This window comes from Pseudomonas sp. NFIX49 (genome assembly GCF_900115915.1).
Lineage (GTDB): Bacteria > Pseudomonadota > Gammaproteobacteria > Pseudomonadales > Pseudomonadaceae > Aquipseudomonas > Aquipseudomonas pharyngis.
The window spans coordinates 337,435-356,213 of record NZ_FOYE01000009.1 but is presented as its reverse complement, the minus strand read 5'-3'; the positions used below and the strand labels follow the sequence as shown (position 1 = coordinate 356,213).

Genomic DNA, 18,779 nt, shown 5'->3' with positions numbered 1-18,779 from the left:
CCGTGACGCTCTGCGTCACTGGACGCGGAGCGTCCCCAGAGGCATTCCCACGCGGAGCATGGGAACGATCACTGTGTGGGGCGTGGGAGCGTGGGAACGATCGAGGTCTGGAGTTCAGTCGCTGGGAATCTGGCGGAAGCTCACCGCCAGGCGATTCCAGCTGTTGATGGTGCTGACGGCCATGGTCAGGTCCACCAGTTCGGTCTCGTTGAACTGTTCCCGCGCCTGCTGGTAAACATCGTCAGGCACCCGGCTGTCCGCCAGCAGCGTCACCGCCTCGGTCCAGGCCAGCGCCGCCCGCTCGCGCAGGCTGAAGAAGCCGCTGTCGCGCCAGACCGCGATGGCGTACAGCCGTCGATCCGTCTCCCCAGCCCGCCGCGCTTCCACCGAATGCATGTCGGTGCAGAATGCGCAGCCGTTGAGTTGCGAGGCGCGGATCTTGATCAGGTGCAGCAGCGGCGGTTCGATGCTCAGGTTGCTGGTCAGCGCTTCCAGGCCAATCATCGCTTTCATCGCTTTGGGCGATGCGCTGTAGTAATCCAGACGCGGGGACATGGGCGGGCCTCGGGCAGCAGAAGAGTGATTTCACGGTAAGCGCTGGTTGGGCAACGTTACAGCCCCAATTCCACGAAAAAATGGCAGACCACTGATTCAAGTAAAACAACATTCCTGTGGGAGCTGGCTTGCCAGCGATGGGGCAATCACATTCAACATAGATGTCAGCAGATACACCGCTATCGCTGGCAAGCCAGCTCCCACAGGGCCCTATGCCAATTTGCGGGATTTGCACTACGCAACTTCTGTCGATACTGCATTCGGGAGTAATCTGGCCGGCACACTCAATCGCCCGGAGCGCCCCGTCGGTATGGAACTGCATGTCGTGATCAATGGCCGCAAGGATCTGGCCGGTCAGTTGTACCAGCAACTGCGCGGCGCCATTGAATCCGGGCGTCTGGCCGCCGGCACCCAGTTACCGCCCAGCCGTTTGCTCGCCGAGCAACTGGGGATCTCGCGCAAGACCATTTCCGACACCTACGCGCAGCTCACTTACGAGAATTTCCTCACCGGCGTGATCGGCAAAGGCACTTACGTCAACGCGCGCCCGGCGACCATCGAGCGCAAGCAAAATCACAGTGACCTGGCGAGCGCCGAAGTGATCGAGAGCTGGCGCAATCTGCCGGTGTTCCTGCGCCACCCGACGCTCGAGGGCTCGCTGCGCTACGACTTCATCGGCGGCGCCACCAGCAAGGGCCAGTTTCCCCAGGATGACTGGCGCCGCTGCGTCGCTCACGCGCTGCGGCAGATGGCCAATTCCAAAGGTTTTTACAGCGTGCCGGAAGGCCTGCCGGCGCTGCGCAATGCGATTGCTCGGCACATCGCGTTTTCCCGTGGCGTGAACTGTCAGGACGAAGACATCGTGGTGTGCAACGGCGCGCAGCAGGCGCTGGATCTGATCACCCGCGTGTTGATTCGCCCCGGCAGTCTGGTGGCGATGGAAGATCCCGGCTACCCGCCGGCGCGGCTGCTGTTCGGCACTCACGGGGCGACGGTGGTCGGTGTGCCGGTGGATGCCGAGGGCATTCAGGTCGAGCGGATTCCCGAGGGCACGCGGCTGATTTACGTGACGCCGTCGCACCAATTCCCGTTGGGCATGCCGATGAGTCAGGCGCGGCGCGAAGCCCTGCTCGAACGGGCTTATGAACTCGGCGCGATCATCATCGAGGACGACTATGACAGCGAGTTCCGCTACGAGGGCCGCCCGACGGATTCGCTGCACAAGCTCGATCAGCGCGGCATCGTCGCCTACGTCGGCACCTTCTCGAAAACCCTGCTGCCAGAGCTGCGATTGGGCTACGCGATCCTGCCGCCGGCGATTCTCGAAGCGGTGATCCGCGCCAAGCAGCTCACCGACCTGCACGCCTCCACCCTGCCGCAATGGGCGCTGGCCAAGTTCATCGCCGAAGGCTGTCTGCTCAAGCACATCCGCCGCTGCCACACCATTTATGCCCAGCGCCGCGAGCGGATTCTGGCGCGCATGGCCACCGACCTGTCGCCGTGGCTGGAGGCCGTGCCACCCAGCGCGGGTTTTCACATGGCGGTGTTCTGCAAGGTGCCGATCGATTTGCCGCTGGTGATCGAACTGGCGAAAAAAGTCGAAGTCGGGCTGTATGCCATCGACGGCTTCTATTATCAGCAGCCGGCCAGAAGCGGGATGTACTTCGGTTTCGGTGCCATCGAGACGCTGGACATCGACATCGCGCTGGACCGCCTGCGCGACATTCTGCAACAGGTCGTTGATTAAATTGGCCTAAGCGATTAACCGCCGATTGGTTATTGGTGATCCGGGGGGGCAGGCCTATCCTGCACAAGCGTTATCCCTCAATGAGCAGGATTCGTCCGGCCTGATTCAGGAGTGTGAGCAATGTCCAACGAAGTGATCAACACCGTACAGGTGCAGGCTGCAGCCGGCCGATCGGAGGAGCTGGGCAAGCAGTTGCAGAAGATCGTCGAAACCCTGCGCCAGACGCCGGGCTGCGATTCCTACATGGTCGACCGCTGCCCCGAGGACAGCCACCGCTGGACAGTCAGCGCCCGCTGGCAGTCGGAAGCGGCGATGCAGGCGCATTTCAATCGCCCGGAAGCTCAGGGCTTCATCGACCTGATCGACAGTCGTCTGGCCAATAGCGTGGATTTCAACTCCTTTCCGATCGTTTGACCTTAAAGACCCCATCGCGAGCAGGCTCGCTCCCACATTTGAATACGGTTGAATGTGGGAGCGAGCCTGCTCGCGATGGCGTACTCAAAAGCGCTGATATCCCCCAGATTGGTCACCCAAACTTCCCGAACATTGGCCGTTTGAATACCCCGGCACGCGGACTACTGTGATCACCGACTCCCCCACTTCATCAGGTGATCACCATGAAAATCCTGCGCTTGCTTGCCGCCCCGCTCGCCGCTCTGGCCCTCACCATCAGCGCTTCGGCACTGGCCCACGGCACCGATTCGCCGTCCGAGAAAATTTCGGTGCTGCAGGATCAGATGCTGAAAAACGTCCCCGGCAAAAAAGCCATGATGATCGAAGTCGATTACAAACCCGGCCAGTCCTCGATCGCCCACAAACACGACGGCACGGCCATGGCCTACGTGCTCGAAGGCGAGATCGTTTCCCAGGTCAAAGGTGAACAACCGATCACCTACAAGAAAGGCCAGTACTGGTACGAGCCGGCCGGTTCCGAGCATTTGATCTCGAAAAATGCCAGCAAGAGCAAGCCGGCCAAGTTGCTGGTGTTCATGGTGCTCTCGCCTGATGACAAAGTTCTGATTCCGCTGAAAAACGACTGAGACAGCACGAAAATTCAGAAGGGCCAATTGAACAGGGCCCTTCTTGCTTTCCGCTGCTACTCATTGGAATAAGGTTGATGGCGAATTCGAAGATAGCCATTGCGCCACCTTTAAATTAACGACCTTGTCTACTGTCAAGTCTTACAGTAGACAGCAATAGTGAAAAGCTAAATGATCCTCAGGAAGTTCCAAATCAATGAGGATCTGAAAATGTCCGGCAACCGCTCTCCCGCACATCTGGATGAAACTTTCGGCGAGAGGGGGAAAGTGACCATTCACATACCCGGCCCCAATAGCGGGCTATCGAGAATTCAGGGATTGGTCACTGACTCAAAAGACCGAACACTGTTGGTCAGCAGCACTGCTGATAACTTTGTATTGGGTCGCATTGCAGCCGATGGCACCACCGATGAAAGCTACGCAAATCATGGATTTGTACTGGACAAATTTGCCAACGAAGGAAAATCATCAGGATTAAGTATCAGGCTGCTGGAAGATGAAAGCATATTGCTTCATGGCTCACATCAGAATGACGGCCAGGCGATGGCCGCCCTTGCCTGCTTCAACAACCACGGAAATTACAAAACTGAGTTTGGCAAGAGTGGGAAGATCGTTATCCCGCTCCCCGTCTCTCCTGCGACGTCATCCCTGCCCGCACCATCATCGGAAGGTGGACACTCTTCAAGTGCGCCTATCGTATTTCCTGACGGAAAAATACTGTTCATCCACAACAACTACCTCATTCAAATTTTAAGCTCTGGTCAACCCGACAATGATTTCAACAATGGCAAGCCCTACATTGATATCAGGCACCCGGATTACCCAGCAAACATTTACAAAATTATTAAAGTTTCCGACAACCTGATCGGCGTAGCAGGCAACGCAAACGTCGACAACAGATGGGTGGGGTTAGTGGCCATGTATACGGCAGCCGGAGAACAAGTACGTAACTTTGCAGACAATGGATATCTGCTGCTCAAGCACTTAAACTTCCCAAACAATATTGTTTCCATTGCAAAGTCAAACTCGGGAACACTGCTCATTGCCGGTCAAAAAATGGGTTTCCCCAATAAAGGTTACATTACGAGCGTCACTCACTCGGGAGACATTGCGCAAGACTTCAATGAAGGTAAACCTGTTCTCACTCCTAACGACGAAAGCAGAAGTCTCTCTTGGCACGATAGCTTGATCGACCAACAGGGCAGGATTATCGCTACCGGTAATTCGATGGAATCGGGGACAGCGCCATCCTACCTTCCACTTGCCCGAATCCTGCAGAATGGCAAACCTGATTTGAGCTTTAACAAGGAGGGGTTGTTTACGCTGGATGACGTCCAGCTTTCGGAGGCAATTGCAATCGACAGTCAGGAACGGCTTCTGGTAGGCGCCATCATCAAGGTAAACTCGGAACTGAAACCGGTATTGATGCGAATTCTGGCTTAAGTCATCAAACGATGAACGCCCCTATTACTGAGCATTAACAATTCAATAGAAAAACTCGTTCATTCATAAGTAAAAAGCTCAAATCAGGATTTGAGCTTTTTTTATTTCCCGTCGCAATTAGAAAACCAAGAACACGCCAAACAAGACTATTGCCCTGCCAAACTTCACCTGGATCCCCATTTAATATAATTTTTGTCGGGGTAACATGAATCAGTGGCCGACAGCACGGCTGCCCAGGATTTTCTACTCAAGTTGTCTCACGGGAGAAACACCATGAAACCTGTGTTCGCCAGCATCTTGACCATTTCACTGCTGACACTGACTGCCTGCTCGATCCCCACCGCGCCCAAAGCGGTATCGTCACTCGACACCCTGCTGCCTCACCCGGTTGGCCGCAGCAGCATGACCACTGTGAAGGCCGGCCCGGCCGTGTCACTTGGTGTGATTTACAGCCCAAGCACCCAGACCAACCGCGACTACCTGCGCAACTACCAGGCCAACGCCGGCACCGGTTTCGGCCAGAGCCTGCTGGTGCAGCCGATCCACGACGCCTACGTCGCCACCTCGCAACCGGACATGGCGGTGGATTGGGTGAAAGCCTCGCTGCAACGCCAGTTCGGTTCGGTCACGGTGTATCCGGACATGCAAAGCCTGCGCGCGGCCAACCCGGATGTGGTGGCGATCGTCGACACTCACAGCCAGTTGATTACTTCACGCAGTTCGGACGTCAAGGCGGATGTGAGTGCTGATTTTTATGACGGGAAGTTCAACTATATCGGCACGGCCAAAGGGACGGATGCCAGAGCGCTGAGTCCGTTATGGGCGGATTACAAGCGTTCGGAAGATATCGTGGCGGATATTAATGAACAGCAGAACGTGCAAGTTCGGGCGCTGCAGAAGTTTGACCAGTCGCTCGGTAATTTATTGACCAGATCGGCAGGTAATGTGTCGATGCTTGAGCGTAAACAAGTACTTAAATTGCAGTGACTCTAATACCGCTATCGCGAGCAGGCTCGCTCCCACAGGGAAATGCGTTCCAAGTGTGGGAGCGAGCTAGCTCCGGGCGGCGTTCCGACGAAAGGGCCGGAACAAACAACACGAATCCAACAGACATAAAAAAGCCCCGGCATCTCACAATGCAGGGGCTTTTTCATTCAACGGTTACTCAAGCAAGCTCAAGCTCCGCCGTCGCCGCAGCAGGCACGACCGCCTGACCGCTCAGCGCCACGTCGTTCAGCTCACGGTTGGCCACCGCGTACATGGCGTAGTCGGTGCCGCTGGCGGCACGGATTTCCACCAGCATGGCGCGCCAGCGCTGGATCATCGCGTCGTGTTGCGCCATCCACAGCGCCAGACGCTCTTCCACGTCCAGGTTACCGCCGCCCGCTTGCAGAACGGCGATGGTGATCGCGCGTTGCTGCCAGTCGACGTCGTCGCGGAACGCTTCACGGGCCAGGGCCTGCCAGTTGTTTTCAACCGGCAAGGCGCTGATCTGCGAAATGTACCAGGTGATGTCCAGCGCGCTGCCCACGGCGAAGTACGCCTTGGCCACTTCGGCTGGATCCTGACCGGTGACGTCGGCGGCTTCGATGATCGGCAGCAGCGTGTAGAGGTGGGTAGTCCCCGCCACCATACGCGCCAGCAGTTCCGGTACACCGGCGGCGACGTACGCCTGATAGCGCGCCTGCCAGTTTTCGCGGATTTCGCCGCTCAACAGTTCGTCCAACTTCAGGCCCAGCTCTTTGAGGTGCGGACCGAAATGCGCGACGTCACGGGCAGCGTTCTGCTCGTTGCGGCGGGCACGCAGGAACCAGCGCGTGGCGCGACGGCCCAGACGCATCAGCTCGTCCATCAGCTCCAGTTGCACGTCAGCGCTGACCTGGTAGTCCAGCGCTTCGATCTGACGGAACCAGTGCGGGAGGTGGAAGATGTCGCGCACGATCACGTAAGCGCCAGCCACGTTCGCCGGAGTCATGCCGGTGGACTCTTTGAGTCGCTGAACGAAGGTGATGCCCATGTGGTTGACCAGATCGTTGGCGATCTGGGTGCTGACGATCTCGCGCTTCAGGCGGTGACGACGCATGGCTTCGGAGAACTTGCTGACCAGGGTCGGCGGGAACGCCGTTTCCATGTCGCGGGTCAGGTAATCGTCGTCCGGCACCAGGGAGCCCAGCAGCTGCTCCTTGAGGTCGATCTTGCTGTACGAGATCAGCACCGACAGCTCAGGACGGGTCAGACCATGGCCTTCAGCAACGCGTTCGGCCAGTTGCTCTTCGGTCGGCAGGAACTCGATGGCGCGATCCAGCTTGCCACGGCCTTCCAGGTCGCTCATCAGACGCTTGTACTCAGCGATGCGCGCGTAAGCACGGCGGGCCGCCAGGGACAGAGCCTGTGTCTGCTTGTAGTTGTTGCCCAGCACCAGACCACCGACTTCGTCGGTCATGCTCGCCAGCAACTGGTTGCGTTGCTTGTCGGTCATGTCGCCGGCCTGAACCACTTCGTTCAGCAGGATCTTGATGTTCACTTCGTGGTCGGAGCAGTCCACGCCACCGGCGTTGTCGATGAAGTCGGTGTTGGAACCGCCGCCATTGAGACCGAACTCCACACGACCCAGTTGGGTCATGCCGAGGTTACCGCCCTCGCCCACGACTTTGCAGCGCAGCTCGTTGCCGTTCACACGCAGCGCATCGTTGGCCTTGTCGCCGACATCGGCGTGGCTTTCGGTGCTGGCTTTCACGTAAGTACCGATACCACCGTTCCACAGCAGATCCACCGGCGCCTTGAGCAAGGCGTTCAGCAGTTCGGTCGGGGTCAGCTTGTCGGCCTGGATGTCGAAGCGCTCTTTCATCTGTGGCGAGATGGCGATGCTCTTCGCGCTGCGCGAGAAGATGCCGCCGCCTTCGGACATGATGCTGGTGTCGTAGTCGGACCAGGCCGAACGCGGCAGATCGAACATGCGCTGACGCTCGGCGAAGCTGGTGGCCGGATCCGGATTCGGATCGATAAAGATGTGCATGTGGTTGAACGCGGCAACCAGTTGCAGCTTGTCGGACATCAACAGGCCGTTACCGAACACGTCACCGGCCATGTCACCCACGCCGACCACCGTGATGCTGTCTTCCTGGACATTGATGCCGCGCTCGCGGAAGTGGCGCTGTACGCCAACCCACGCGCCCTTGGCGGTGATGCCCATTTTCTTGTGGTCGTAACCGGCCGAACCACCGGACGCGAACGCGTCACCCAGCCAGAAGCCGTAGTCGATGGCGATGCCGTTGGCGATGTCGGAGAAGGTTGCAGTGCCCTTGTCCGCCGCGACCACCAGGTACGGGTCATCGTCGTCATGACGCACGACGTTGGCCGGCGGTACCAGTTTGCCGTCCTTCAGGTTGTCGGTGATGTCCAACAGACCCGAGATGAAGATGCGGTAGCAGGCGATGCCCTCGGCCGCGATCTCGTCACGGCTGCCGCCCAGTGGCAGGCGACGCGGCAGGAAGCCGCCCTTCGCACCCACCGGCACGATGACCGAGTTCTTCACTTGCTGGGCTTTTACCAGACCGAGGACTTCGGTACGGAAGTCTTCTTCACGGTCGGACCAGCGCAGACCACCGCGAGCAACGTTGCCGAAGCGCAGGTGCACGCCTTCGACGCGTGGCGAGTAAACGAAGATTTCGAACTTCGGCACCGGTTTCGGCAGCTCAGGGATCAAGTGCGGGTTGAACTTGAAGCTGAAGTACGACTTGTTCTGGCCGTTGGCGTCGGTCTGGTAGAAGTTGGTGCGCAGGGTCGCTTTGATCAGGTCCAGGTAACGACGCAGGATGCGGTCTTCGTTGAGGACCTGAACGTCGTCCAGCGCGGTCAGGATCGCCTGTTCCAGACGTTGTTGCTTGTCGTCCAGATCATCGCTGCCGAGCTTGCGGGCCAGGTAGAAACGGGTCTTGAACAACCGGGTCAGTTCGCGAGCGATGTCGGTGTGGTTGTTCAGGGTGCTGGCGATGTAGCCGAGGTCGAAGCCCAGGCGGATCTGCTTCAGGTAACGAGCATAAGCACGCAACAGGGCCACGTCGCGCCATGGCAGGCCGGCGGTCAGCACCAGACGGTTGAACGCATCGTTCTCGGCATCGCCACGGACGATGTGGACGAACGCGTCCTGCAGGGTGTCGTTGAGTTGCTGGATGTCCAGGTCCAGGCCTTCGGCGGCGGTGAACGCGAAGTCGTGGATCCAGAACTCGCGGCCGTTGGTGTGGCGCAGACGGTACGGGAATTCACCGAGCACGCGCAGGCCGAGGTTTTCCAGGATCGGCAACACGTCGGACAGGGCCAGCGGGGTATCGGCGTGATACAGCTTGCAGTGCAGCTCGCGTGGGCCGGAGGCCAGCGGCTGGTAGAAGCTCATGGCCAGCGGCTTCTTCTCGCTCAGATTGAGCAAGTGCTGCATGTCGACCACGGCCGAATGCGCAGCGAAACGCTCGCGGTAGCCGGCCGGGAAGCCTTTCGGGAAGTCGGCCAGCACGTTGGTGCCGTTGGCTTCGCCGAAGGTTTCGACGGTCAGGGCGGCGTAGTCGTCCTGCCAGCTGCGGCAGGCCTGGATCACTTCGTTTTCCAGTTGCAGCGGGTCGATGTCGATGCGGTTTTTCGGGTCGACGCGCAGGATCAGTTGCACGCGGGCCAGCACGGACTCGGAGAAGAACGTCCAGAACTCGCAGTCGGAAGCTTTCAGGCGCTCCATCAGCACTTGCTGGATCTTCTGGCGAACTTCGGTGGAGTAGATGTCACGCGGCACGTAGGCCAGGCAGTAGCAGAAACGACCGTACGGGTCTTTGCGCAGGAACACGCGGATCTTGTTGCGTTCCTGGATCTGCACGATCGACATCACGGTGCTGAACAGTTCGTCGACCGGAGTCTGGAACAGGTCGTCACGCGGCAGCACTTCCAGCACCTGTGCCAGTTCCTTGCCCAGGTGAGCCTTGGACTGGAAGCCGGAACGGCGCTCGATTTCCTCGACCTTGCGGCGGATGAAAGGAATCACACGTACGCTCTCGCCATACACCGACGAGGTGTACAGGCCCATGAAGCGGTGTTCCTTGATCACTTTGCCGTCGGCATCGATTTCGCGAATCGACACGTAGTCCGGGTAGGCCGGACGGTGCACGCGGCTCGGATGCGCGGCCTTGGCGAACGACAGCAGTGTCGCTTCGCGCAGGTAGTTCACGGCATAGTCTTCGATGTGGCGGTCTTCATTGGTCAGACCGGTACGCAGCATCTTGGTCAGGCCGAGGAAGGAGTTCTGGTCGTATTCGATATGGCCGCCATCGGCCTGATCGACAACGGTGAACTCTTCGTAGCCAAGGAAGGTGAAGTGGTTGCCCACCAGCCATTCCAGGAAGCTCTTGATTTCGGTCTTCTCGTCGGCATCGACGGGGAATGCGCTGTTATCGAGCTTGGTGAGGATTTCCTGCACCTTGGCCTTCATCGGCTCGAAATCGGCGACCGCGACGCGGACTTCACCCAGGACCTGTTCCAGTTCCTTGGACAGCACATTCAATTCGGCCGCGTTGGCGCAGCGGTCGATTTCCAGGTACATCAGCGACTCGTGCAGCACGCCTTCGCCGGTGGTGCCTTTTGGCAGGATTTCCAGCAACTCGCCCTTGCTGCCACGACGCACGCTGAGCACGGTGGTCTGCAGGGTGTGGATGCTGTAGCCGCGACGGTTCAGCTCGGTACGCACCGAGTCCACCAGGAACGGCAAGTCATGGTGCAGCACTTCGACCGCGGTGTGGGTCGACTGCCAGCCGTGACGTTCGTAATCGGGGTTGTAGACGCGCACTTGCGGTTGCGCGTGATCGAAGCGCTCAAGCAGGCGCCACGCAGAAAGAGTACAGCCAGCGAGGTCGGAGAGGCGACGTTGGGTCAGCTCGTCCAGGGAAATGATGCCGAAGAATTGTTCAGCGAACAGCGCCACTTGTGGCAGTGCCTGTTCACTGATGTGCTGCGCCAGTGCCGCTTGCAGTTGGTGCTGGAAGTCGGCTTTGCTGGCTGCGGTGAAGAACGCCATCTGTGGTACTCCGCTTGGGCTTGTTATTGATGGAAAGCGTCGCGTGCAAAACCCCTTTCGGGGCGTTCCGTCGCCCTGTTCCTGAATCTCGGGCAGAGGAAACAGGGTGACAGGTGGGTGAAGCTGGACGAGACACTCAGGTCACATTCACCTTCCATGAATGGGCATCTGCAAAAACGACTGCCCGGCGCCGCTCGCGGGGCCCTGGCAATGCCTTTACGGGTGCTCATCCGTTGCGCAGCTTAATGGGTGCGACAATGTGTCTGCTTGCGGTGCTGCGACATATTCGGTCATTGGCACGTAAACCAAGGCCTGCGCATCGGTAAACACTAGCATTCATGGGGCGAAACGCCGGTCTGAATCCCCGTTTTTACGGTACAGGCGTGCCAGGAATGACCATTGACCTGTGTCGCGTTCACGACACATGCTCTGACACTCTCACATGCAGAAATTCCCGGGGGCTGGCAGAATCGCGCCCAATTGCGACCAACACGCCCGCCGAGGCAGGAATTCCCCATGCAAATGACCACCGCCCTTTTGATCGTCAACCCGTGCGACGACGAAGAAGACAACATGGCCATGCTCTGCTGCCACAGCGACAAGGGCGAAATGTTTCTGATGAGCCGCTATCCGGACGAGGATGAGCTGGAGATCACCCTGGATGGCGAGCCGTCCACGCTCGATGGCGTCAAGGTCACCCTGACCAGGACACTGCTGAAGATCGAAATCGCCGCGGCGGATGCCGATGCGCTGAACGGGGATGATGTGCTGGAAATCACCTACAACCCGGACATGGTCGATCTGGCCGAGGTTGAGGAAACCCTGAAAAACATTCTTGATGGTACTGGCACCTATATCAGCCAGATTTGATGGCGTCTGCACTGCCCTCATCGCTGGCAAGCCAGCGATAGGGCCAGAACTGACTCCCCACCTTTCCCTGTCTACAAAATTCCAACATTTACCCCGGTCATTTCCCGCACTTTGCGCAAAATGCCGTTAGTCGCCACCCCCTGCGATGGATTAAAGTAACGCCCCCAGCCCCGGCGTTATCCGAACGCCTGTGGCCACCCTTTCCAGGAACAGTCATCGATGGAACATCGTGAAGCGCTGCTGGCGCTGCGAACCTTTCTTTCAACGCAGATTCTCGGCCAGGAAAAACTCATCGAGCGCTTGCTCATCGCCCTGCTCGCCGACGGCCACATGCTGGTCGAGGGCGCTCCGGGTCTGGCCAAGACCAAAGCGATCAAAGAGCTCGCCGAGGGCATCGAAGCCCAGTTCCATCGCATCCAGTTCACCCCGGACCTGCTGCCGGCCGACATCACCGGCACCGAGATCTATCGCCCGGAAACCGGCAGTTTCGTGTTTCAGCAAGGGCCGATCTTCCACAACCTGGTGCTGGCGGACGAAATCAACCGTGCCCCGGCCAAGGTGCAATCAGCTTTGCTCGAAGCCATGGCCGAGCGTCAGGTCAGTGTCGGGCGCAGCACTTATGAGCTATCGCCGCTGTTTCTGGTGATGGCCACGCAGAACCCGATCGAGCAGGAAGGCACCTACCCGTTGCCCGAAGCCCAGCTCGACCGCTTCCTGATGCACGTGAAAATGGGCTTCCCGGATGCCGCCGTCGAACGCCGGATCCTGCAACAGGCCCGGGGCGAAGCCCTCAACGGCGAAACCAAGCCCGAACGTCGGGTCAGCCAGCAGGCGATCTTCGCCGCGCGCAAGGAAATCCTTGGCTTGTACATGGCGGACGCCGTGGAGGAATACCTGGTGCAACTGGTCATGGCCACGCGCAACCCGGCCAAGTTCGACCCGGAAATGGCCGAGTGGATCGCCTACGGCGCCAGCCCGCGCGGCTCGATCGCCCTCGACCGCTGCGCCCGCGCCCACGCCTGGCTGGCCGGTCGCGACTTCGTCAGCCCGGAAGACATCCAAGCGGTGCTGTTCGACGTGTTGCGTCACCGCATCATTCTGTCGTTCGAGGCCGAAGCCGCTGGCATCGACCAGGATCGGGTGGTGCAACGGATTCTCGACGTCGTAGCCGTCGCTTGACCCCGATGAACGCCTCCCTGCCGTCCGAACCGGGCATCCGCATCAGCCTCGCCGAGCTGATCGAGATGCGTCACCGCGTGCGCGAAGTGCAGCTGTTTTCCACGCCGAGCCAGCGCAGCCCGCTGATCGGCCTGCACCACTCGAAATTTCGTGGTCGTGGCGTGGACTTCGATCAGGTGCGGGTCTATCAGGCCGGCGACGACGTGCGCACCATCGACTGGCGCGTCACCGCGCGGACGCAGGAACCGCACACCAAACTGTTCCATGAAGAACGCGAACGGCCGATTTTCATCATGGTCGAGCAAAGCACGCGGCTGTTTTTCGGCTCCGGGCTGATGTTCAAATCGGTGCTCGCAGCGCAGGCTGCGGCACTGATCGGCTGGGCTGCATTGGGTCATAACGATCGGGTTGGCGGGCTGGTGTTCGGCGACAACGAGCATTACGAAATCAAGCCGCGCCGCAGCAAGCAGAGCCTGTTGCAACTGCTCAACCGCTTGGTGAAGGTCAATCAGTCACTGCACAGCGAGCGGGAGCCGGATCGCGATGCGTTTGGCGTGGCGTTGCGTCGGGCCCGCGAAGTGCTGCGACCGGGCAGTCTGGTGATCGTGATCTGTGACGAGCGCGCACTGTCCGACAGCGCCGAGCAACAGTTGAGCCTGCTGTCGCGCCATTGCGACCTTTTGATGCTGCCGCTTTCCGATCCGCTGGACCACGCCCTGCCCGCCGCCGGGCTGCTGAGATTCGCCGAACGCGGTGCGCAACTGGAACTCGACACCCTCAACTTCGACCTGCGCCAGACCTACCGCGCCCAGGCCGAAGCGCGGATCGCTCGCTGGGAACTGCTCGCGCAGAAGCTGCGCGTGCTGCTGATGCCGCTGAGCACCCAGAGCGAAATGGTCGAGCAAATGCGCGAATTTCTTAACCCGCAACGCCCGGGGAAAGGTCGATGAACGGCCTCGAACAACTGCAACCGCTGATCTCCCCGCCACCGATCGCCTTCTGGCCACCGGCGCCGGGCTGGTGGCTGCTGCTTTTGCTGCTGCCGGTGATCGGCTTTGCGGTCTGGCGTCTGCGGCGTTTCATTCCGATCAAGAAGAAACCGGTCGTGCGCGCCGAACTGCCGCTCGATCCGGTGCGCATCGCTGCACTCGCCGAACTGGCGCAGATGCCCAAACCCTACGACGGCGCCCCGGCCGGAGCCTGGCTGCAGCAGCTCAACGGCCTGCTCAAGCGCCTGTGCCGCAACCATTACCCCTACAGCCAGAGCCATACCCTCAACGGCCGCAAATGGCTGGCGTTTCTCGACAACCGTTGCCCCGCCGCCGGCCTGACCCGCTGGATGGTGCTCGTCGAAGGCGCCTATAAACCCGAGTGCAAGCTCGACGACAAAGCCATCGCCGGCCTTACCCAGGCAGTCGACACCTGGATCCGCAAACATGTTTGAGTTCGCCTGGCCGTGGATCTTTCTGCTGTTGCCGCTGCCGTGGCTGATGCGCCTCGTGCTGCCGGTGGCCGACAGCGGCGAGCCGGCGCTGAAAGTGAGTTTCCTGGGCGACCTCGAAGGTCTCGCCCGCCGTCGCGCCCGGGCCAATCTGCCGGCCTGGCGCCAACAGGCGCCGTTTCTGTTGTTGTGGCTGATGTTGCTGACCGCCGCCGCACGCCCGCAATGGCTCGGCGAACCGCTGCCGATTGCCGCCAGCGGCCGTGATCTGCTGGTGGCCGTGGACGTGTCCGGCTCGATGGATTTCCCGGACATGCAATGGAACGACGAAGACGTCAGTCGTCTGTCGCTGGTTCAGCATTTGCTCGGTGATTTTCTCGAAAGCCGCGATGGCGACCGCGTCGGTCTGATCCTGTTTGGCAGCCAGGCTTATCTGCAAGCACCCCTGACGTTTGACCGGCGCACCGTTCGAGTCTGGCTCGATGAAGCGCGGATCGGCATTGCCGGCAAGAACACCGCGATTGGTGACGCCATCGGCCTGGCCCTAAAGCGCCTGCGCATGCGTCCGGCCCAGAGCCGGGTGCTGATTCTGGTCACCGACGGCGCCAACAATGGGGGCGAAATCGATCCGCTGACCGCCGCAAAACTGGCCGCCAGCGAAGGCGTGAAAATCTACCCGATCGGCATCGGCGCCGATCCTGAAGAAAGCGGCGCCACGGCGTTGCTCGGCGGCAACCCGACCCTCGATCTCGACGAACCGGCGCTCAGGGCCATCGCCGAGGTCACCGGCGGGCGCTATTTCCGTGCCCGCGATGGCAGGGAGCTGCAAGCGATCAAGGACACCCTCGACCAGCTCGAACCGGTGACTCAGCAACCGACCCAGGCCCGCCCGGCACAGGCGTTGTATCAGTGGCCGCTGGCATTCGCGCTGCTGCTGAGCATTCTGCTGGTGGCCCGCGTGTTGTGGCCGGACAACCCGCTGCAACGGCTGTTCACCAAAGAGCTGTATCTGCAAAGCCCCCTGCCTGACTGGCGCGAGCGCCTCAAGCGCCTGCGTTTGCGGAGGCGCCGATGATCGCCCTCTGGCCGCACTGGTTCCGTCCTTGGTGGCTGTTGCTGCTGCCGGTGCTCGGCTGGCTGATCTGGCAGCTCTGGCACCGGCAGAAACGCGCCGGTCGCTGGCAGATGATTCTGCCGCCGGCCTTCCACGCCACGTTGCTCAGTGGCGGCAGCGGTCGCGACAGCAAGTTGCCTTGGGTCGCCCTGAGCGTGGCCTGGCTGCTGACGATTCTGGCGTTGCTCGGGCCGAGCTGGGAACGGGTCGAACAGACCAGCCAGAAACCCGCCGACCCGTTGGTGGTGGTGTTGGAACTGACCCCGGAAATGCTTGCCACCGATTCGCCGCCAACGCGACTGGAACAGGCCCGGCGCAAGCTATTCGACCTGTTGCAGGTGCGCAGCGATGCCCAGACCGCTATCGTCGTTTACGCCGGCAGCGCCCATACGCTGGTGCCGCTGTCGGATGACCTGGCGACCAGCCGCAACCTGCTCGACGCGCTCAAGCCTTCCCTGATGCCGGAAAGCGGTCATCGCGCCGATCTGGCGGTGAGCAAAGCGCTGGCGCTGCTCAAGCAGGGTGCGTTGGGTCAGGGGCGGATTCTGCTGATTGGCTCTTCGCTGTCGGAAGAAGAACGCCAAGGTATTCGCAATGCACTCAGTGGCCAATCGGCGCAATTGTTGATGCTCGGTGTCGGCACCGCCGAGGGCGCGCCGATTGCTCAGGAAGACGGCAGTTTCCTCAAGGATGCCCAGGGCGCGATCCGCGTACCGCAACTCGACAGCCCGGGCCTCGGCGCATTTCTCAACGCGGTCGGCGGCGAGTACCGCAGCGCACGGCTGGATGAATCCGATCTGGGCGACCTCGGCCTGCTCGATGGCCCGCGCAGCCTGCGCAGCGATGGCCAGACCGTTCGACTCGACACCTGGGCCGATCAGGGTTACTGGCTGCTGTTGCCGCTGTTGTTGCTTGCCGCGTGCGCCGGGCGGCGTGGCTGGCTGTTCTGCCTGCCGTTGCTGCTGGCATTGCCGCAACCGAGCTATGCCTTCGACTTCGAAGACCTGTGGCTGCGTCCCGATCAGCAAGGCCTGCACCTGCTCAAACAGAAGCGCCCGGCCGAGGCGGCGAAGCATTTCGAAGATCCGCAATGGCAAGGGGTGGCGTTGTACGAGGCCGGCGACTACAGTGGCGCCGCTCAGCGTTTCGCCGAGGGCAATGACGCCCACGCCCACTACAATCGTGGCAACGCCCTGGCCAGAAGCGGTGAGCTGGAAGCAGCGCTGGACGCCTACGAACAGGCCCTGGAACGCCAACCGGATCTGCGCCCGGCGCTGACCAACAAGGCGCTGGTGGAAAACCTGCTGAAACAGAAAAACGCCCCGCCGCCGGCCGAACCGCAAGACAAACCGGCGCAGCCAAACCTACCGGGCGATGAACCACCGCCAGCGACCGCTCCGCCGCCAGCGGTCAAAAGCGAAACCCAGAGCGAGCCGCAAACCGGTGAGTCCGTCAGCGAACCGCCGCCGACCACCCCGCCGCTGCCGGGTGCCAACGAGCTGCCGGACAGCGAACCGGACAAGGAACAGAACACCCCGCCGCTGCTGCGCCCCAATGAGGACACCCTCGAAGGCGAGCAACAGCAGGCGCTGGAACAATGGCTGGGCAAGATCCCGGATGATCCGGGCGAACTGCTGCGACGCAAATTCTGGTACGAACAGCAACAACATCAGGATCAGGAAAACATTCGATGACCCGTTTCACCGCTCTCTTGCTGCCCCTGCTGATCTGCACGGCCACCGCCCAGGCGGCCGAGCTGACCGCCAGTGTGGATCGCAGTCGCCTGAATTCCGGCGAGACGGTCGAACTCACCCTCGAATCCAACGATGTCACGCAGTTCGGCAAACCGGACCTGAGCCCGCTGGAGCCGCTGTTCGAAGTGCGCGGCACGCGTCAGGTCAACCAGTTGAACACCCTCAACGATGACAACCGCGCCACCACTCGCTGGATCATCACCCTGTTGCCCAAGCAGAACGGCAGCGTTGAAATCCCGCCGCTGAAACTGGACGACGTCGAGAGCCAGCCGATCACCGTGCAGGTGATCGAGAGTGACACCCGCGAAGAGAGCAGCGCCCGCGAACCGGTGTTCATCGAAGCCAGCCTCGACCAAACCAGTGTGTATGTGCAGGCTCAGGCCATCCTGACGTTGCGCATCTACCATTCAGTGTCGCTGTACGACGACAGCAGCCTGACGCCGTTGCAGATCGCCGACGCGCGCATCGAGCAACTGGGCGACATGCGCACCTACGAAAAAGACATCAACGGTGTGCGCCATGGCGTGATCGAGATGCGCTACGCGATCTATCCGCAGCACAGCGGCTTGCTGAGCATCGCCCCGCAGACCTTCAGCGCCACACTGGTCGATACCCAGCCCTCGCAGGACGCCACAGCGCAGGGGCCGAAGCCGGGCAAGCTGATGCACATCAGCTCCGCCGCGACTTCGCTGACGGTCAAACCCAAACCGATGACCTACCCCAGCGATGCGCCGTGGCTGCCGGCCCGCAGCCTGAGCCTGAGCGAAAGCTGGAACCCGGAGCCGGAACACACCCAGGTCGGCGACTCCCTGACCCGCAGCCTGACCCTCAAGGTCGAAGGCCTGGCCAGTTCGCAACTGCCCGCCCTGCCCGCCACCGAAGCCAACGGCCTGCGCCGCTACCCGGATCAACCGGTGCTGAACAACCAGAGCAGCGATCGCGGCCTGATCGGCAGCCGCGAAGAACGTGAAGCGCTGGTGCCGAGCCGCAGCGGCTCGATCGAGTTGCCAACGGTGGACGTGGTCTGGTGGAACACCTTCGAAGATCACCTGGAACACACCAGCCTGCCGGCGCGCACCCTGCAAGTAACGAACAACCCGAGCCTGCAAGTCGACACCCCGGCGGGCAACGCCCAACCGCTCAGCGCCGCCGACAGCGAAGCCTTGTGGTGGTGGAAGCTCAGCACGTTCGTTTTCGCCTGCACCACCCTGCTCGGCTTCGGCCTCTGGTGGCGTGCCCGCTGGCAGCCGGCAATCCTGCGCGCCGCGCAAACCGGCCCGAGCCCGCGCACCCTGCTCGACGACATCAAACGCGCCAGTCAGGCCAACGACCCCCACGCCACCCGCCAGGCGCTCGACGCCTGGGCCCGCCAGCAGCCGGAAACCCTGGCGGACATGGCGGCGCGGTTTGTGCCGCTGTCGGATGCGCTCGATGGTTTGAACGGCGCGCTGTACAGCGAGACGGGGCAGCATTGGCAGGGTGAGGATTTGTGGCGGGCGATCCGGACGATTCCGACGGCGGAGCGGGTGCAGGATCCGGTTGGGGATAGTGGGTTGCCGCCGCTTTATCCGAAGTAGGGTCTTC

14 protein-coding genes are annotated in these 18,779 nt (G+C 60.9%); 12 read left to right on the top strand and 2 right to left on the bottom strand.

Annotation, left to right across the window (positions count from 1 at the left end):
• Positions 1 to 114: 114 nt before the first annotated feature.
• On the bottom strand, positions 115 to 555 hold the full coding sequence (locus tag BMZ46_RS25515) for a carboxymuconolactone decarboxylase family protein (protein WP_039773270.1): 441 nt from the start codon (positions 553 to 555) through the stop codon (positions 115 to 117).
• Between the two features lie 310 nt (positions 556 to 865).
• Here BMZ46_RS25515 and BMZ46_RS25510 point away from each other — a divergent pair, with 310 nt between their 5' ends.
• From BMZ46_RS25510 to BMZ46_RS25490, 5 genes are all read left to right on the top strand, one after another.
• On the top strand, positions 866 to 2,302 hold the full coding sequence (locus BMZ46_RS25510; RefSeq protein WP_074688545.1) for a MocR-like pyridoxine biosynthesis transcription factor PdxR: 1,437 nt from the start codon (positions 866 to 868) through the stop codon (positions 2,300 to 2,302).
• 120 nt (positions 2,303 to 2,422) lie between these two features.
• On the top strand, positions 2,423 to 2,716 hold the full coding sequence (locus BMZ46_RS25505) for a putative quinol monooxygenase (RefSeq protein ID WP_039773274.1): 294 nt from the start codon (positions 2,423 to 2,425) through the stop codon (positions 2,714 to 2,716).
• Between the two features lie 203 nt (positions 2,717 to 2,919).
• Positions 2,920 to 3,342, top strand: coding sequence for a cupin domain-containing protein (locus BMZ46_RS25500; RefSeq protein ID WP_039773276.1), 423 nt, complete (start codon positions 2,920 to 2,922; stop codon positions 3,340 to 3,342).
• Positions 3,343 to 3,552: 210 nt separating this feature from the next.
• Positions 3,553 to 4,785, top strand: coding sequence for a hypothetical protein (locus BMZ46_RS25495; protein WP_134333943.1), 1,233 nt, complete (start codon positions 3,553 to 3,555; stop codon positions 4,783 to 4,785).
• Between the two features lie 273 nt (positions 4,786 to 5,058).
• A complete protein-coding gene (locus BMZ46_RS25490) occupies positions 5,059 to 5,772 on the top strand; it encodes a hypothetical protein (protein WP_039773280.1) in 714 nt (237 codons plus the stop codon).
• A gap of 178 nt (positions 5,773 to 5,950) precedes the next feature.
• Here BMZ46_RS25490 and BMZ46_RS25485 read toward each other — a convergent pair whose 3' ends face one another.
• The gene (locus tag BMZ46_RS25485) at positions 5,951 to 10,837 is read right to left on the bottom strand and encodes an NAD-glutamate dehydrogenase (protein WP_074688547.1); all 4,887 of its coding nucleotides are present in this window, start codon (positions 10,835 to 10,837) and stop codon (positions 5,951 to 5,953) included.
• Positions 10,838 to 11,353: 516 nt separating this feature from the next.
• Here BMZ46_RS25485 and BMZ46_RS25480 point away from each other — a divergent pair.
• The 7 genes from BMZ46_RS25480 to BMZ46_RS25450 all read left to right on the top strand — a co-directional run bounded on the left by BMZ46_RS25480 (position 11,354) and on the right by BMZ46_RS25450 (position 18,772).
• Complete coding sequence (locus BMZ46_RS25480; protein ID WP_074688549.1) at positions 11,354 to 11,707, top strand: hypothetical protein; 354 nt, start codon at positions 11,354 to 11,356, stop codon at positions 11,705 to 11,707.
• 219 nt (positions 11,708 to 11,926) lie between these two features.
• A complete protein-coding gene (locus BMZ46_RS25475) occupies positions 11,927 to 12,886 on the top strand; it encodes an AAA family ATPase (protein ID WP_011334589.1) in 960 nt (319 codons plus the stop codon).
• A 5-nt stretch (positions 12,887 to 12,891) separates the two neighbouring features.
• Positions 12,892 to 13,836, top strand: coding sequence for a DUF58 domain-containing protein (locus BMZ46_RS25470; RefSeq protein ID WP_007959332.1), 945 nt, complete (start codon positions 12,892 to 12,894; stop codon positions 13,834 to 13,836).
• Positions 13,833 to 14,330 (top strand): DUF4381 domain-containing protein, encoded by a 498-nt coding sequence (locus BMZ46_RS25465; protein ID WP_039766825.1) that lies wholly within the window; start codon positions 13,833 to 13,835, stop codon positions 14,328 to 14,330. Before BMZ46_RS25470 ends, BMZ46_RS25465 begins: the two co-directional genes overlap by 4 nt.
• Entirely contained in the window at positions 14,323 to 15,402 is a 1,080-nt protein-coding gene (locus BMZ46_RS25460) for a vWA domain-containing protein (protein WP_074688551.1), read from the top strand. Before BMZ46_RS25465 ends, BMZ46_RS25460 begins: the two co-directional genes overlap by 8 nt.
• The gene (locus tag BMZ46_RS25455; RefSeq protein ID WP_074688553.1) at positions 15,399 to 17,135 is read left to right on the top strand and encodes a vWA domain-containing protein; all 1,737 of its coding nucleotides are present in this window, start codon (positions 15,399 to 15,401) and stop codon (positions 17,133 to 17,135) included. Before BMZ46_RS25460 ends, BMZ46_RS25455 begins: the two co-directional genes overlap by 4 nt.
• On the top strand, positions 17,132 to 18,772 hold the full coding sequence (locus tag BMZ46_RS25450; protein ID WP_074688555.1) for a BatD family protein: 1,641 nt from the start codon (positions 17,132 to 17,134) through the stop codon (positions 18,770 to 18,772). The genes BMZ46_RS25455 and BMZ46_RS25450 overlap by 4 nt, the downstream gene beginning before the upstream one ends.
• Positions 18,773 to 18,779 lie beyond the last annotated feature (7 nt).

Bases quoted from the DNA above. Each gene is read 5' to 3' on its own strand.
- BMZ46_RS25465 (WP_039766825.1), top strand. From the start codon at position 13,833: ATGAACGGCCTCGAACAACTGCAACCGCTGATCTCCCCGCCACCGATC.
- BMZ46_RS25505 (WP_039773274.1), top strand. From the start codon at position 2,423: ATGTCCAACGAAGTGATCAACACCGTACAGGTGCAGGCTGCAGCCGGC.
- BMZ46_RS25495 (WP_134333943.1), top strand. From the start codon at position 3,553: ATGTCCGGCAACCGCTCTCCCGCACATCTGGATGAAACTTTCGGCGAG.
- BMZ46_RS25475 (WP_011334589.1), top strand. From the start codon at position 11,927: ATGGAACATCGTGAAGCGCTGCTGGCGCTGCGAACCTTTCTTTCAACG.
- BMZ46_RS25500 (WP_039773276.1), top strand. From the start codon at position 2,920: ATGAAAATCCTGCGCTTGCTTGCCGCCCCGCTCGCCGCTCTGGCCCTC.
- BMZ46_RS25480 (WP_074688549.1), top strand. From the start codon at position 11,354: ATGCAAATGACCACCGCCCTTTTGATCGTCAACCCGTGCGACGACGAA.
- BMZ46_RS25470 (WP_007959332.1), top strand. From the start codon at position 12,892: ATGAACGCCTCCCTGCCGTCCGAACCGGGCATCCGCATCAGCCTCGCC.
- BMZ46_RS25485 (WP_074688547.1), bottom strand. From the start codon at position 10,837: ATGGCGTTCTTCACCGCAGCCAGCAAAGCCGACTTCCAGCACCAACTG.
- BMZ46_RS25510 (WP_074688545.1), top strand. From the start codon at position 866: ATGGAACTGCATGTCGTGATCAATGGCCGCAAGGATCTGGCCGGTCAG.
- BMZ46_RS25450 (WP_074688555.1), top strand. From the start codon at position 17,132: ATGACCCGTTTCACCGCTCTCTTGCTGCCCCTGCTGATCTGCACGGCC.
- BMZ46_RS25490 (WP_039773280.1), top strand. From the start codon at position 5,059: ATGAAACCTGTGTTCGCCAGCATCTTGACCATTTCACTGCTGACACTG.
- BMZ46_RS25515 (WP_039773270.1), bottom strand. From the start codon at position 555: ATGTCCCCGCGTCTGGATTACTACAGCGCATCGCCCAAAGCGATGAAA.
- BMZ46_RS25460 (WP_074688551.1), top strand. From the start codon at position 14,323: ATGTTTGAGTTCGCCTGGCCGTGGATCTTTCTGCTGTTGCCGCTGCCG.
- BMZ46_RS25455 (WP_074688553.1), top strand. From the start codon at position 15,399: ATGATCGCCCTCTGGCCGCACTGGTTCCGTCCTTGGTGGCTGTTGCTG.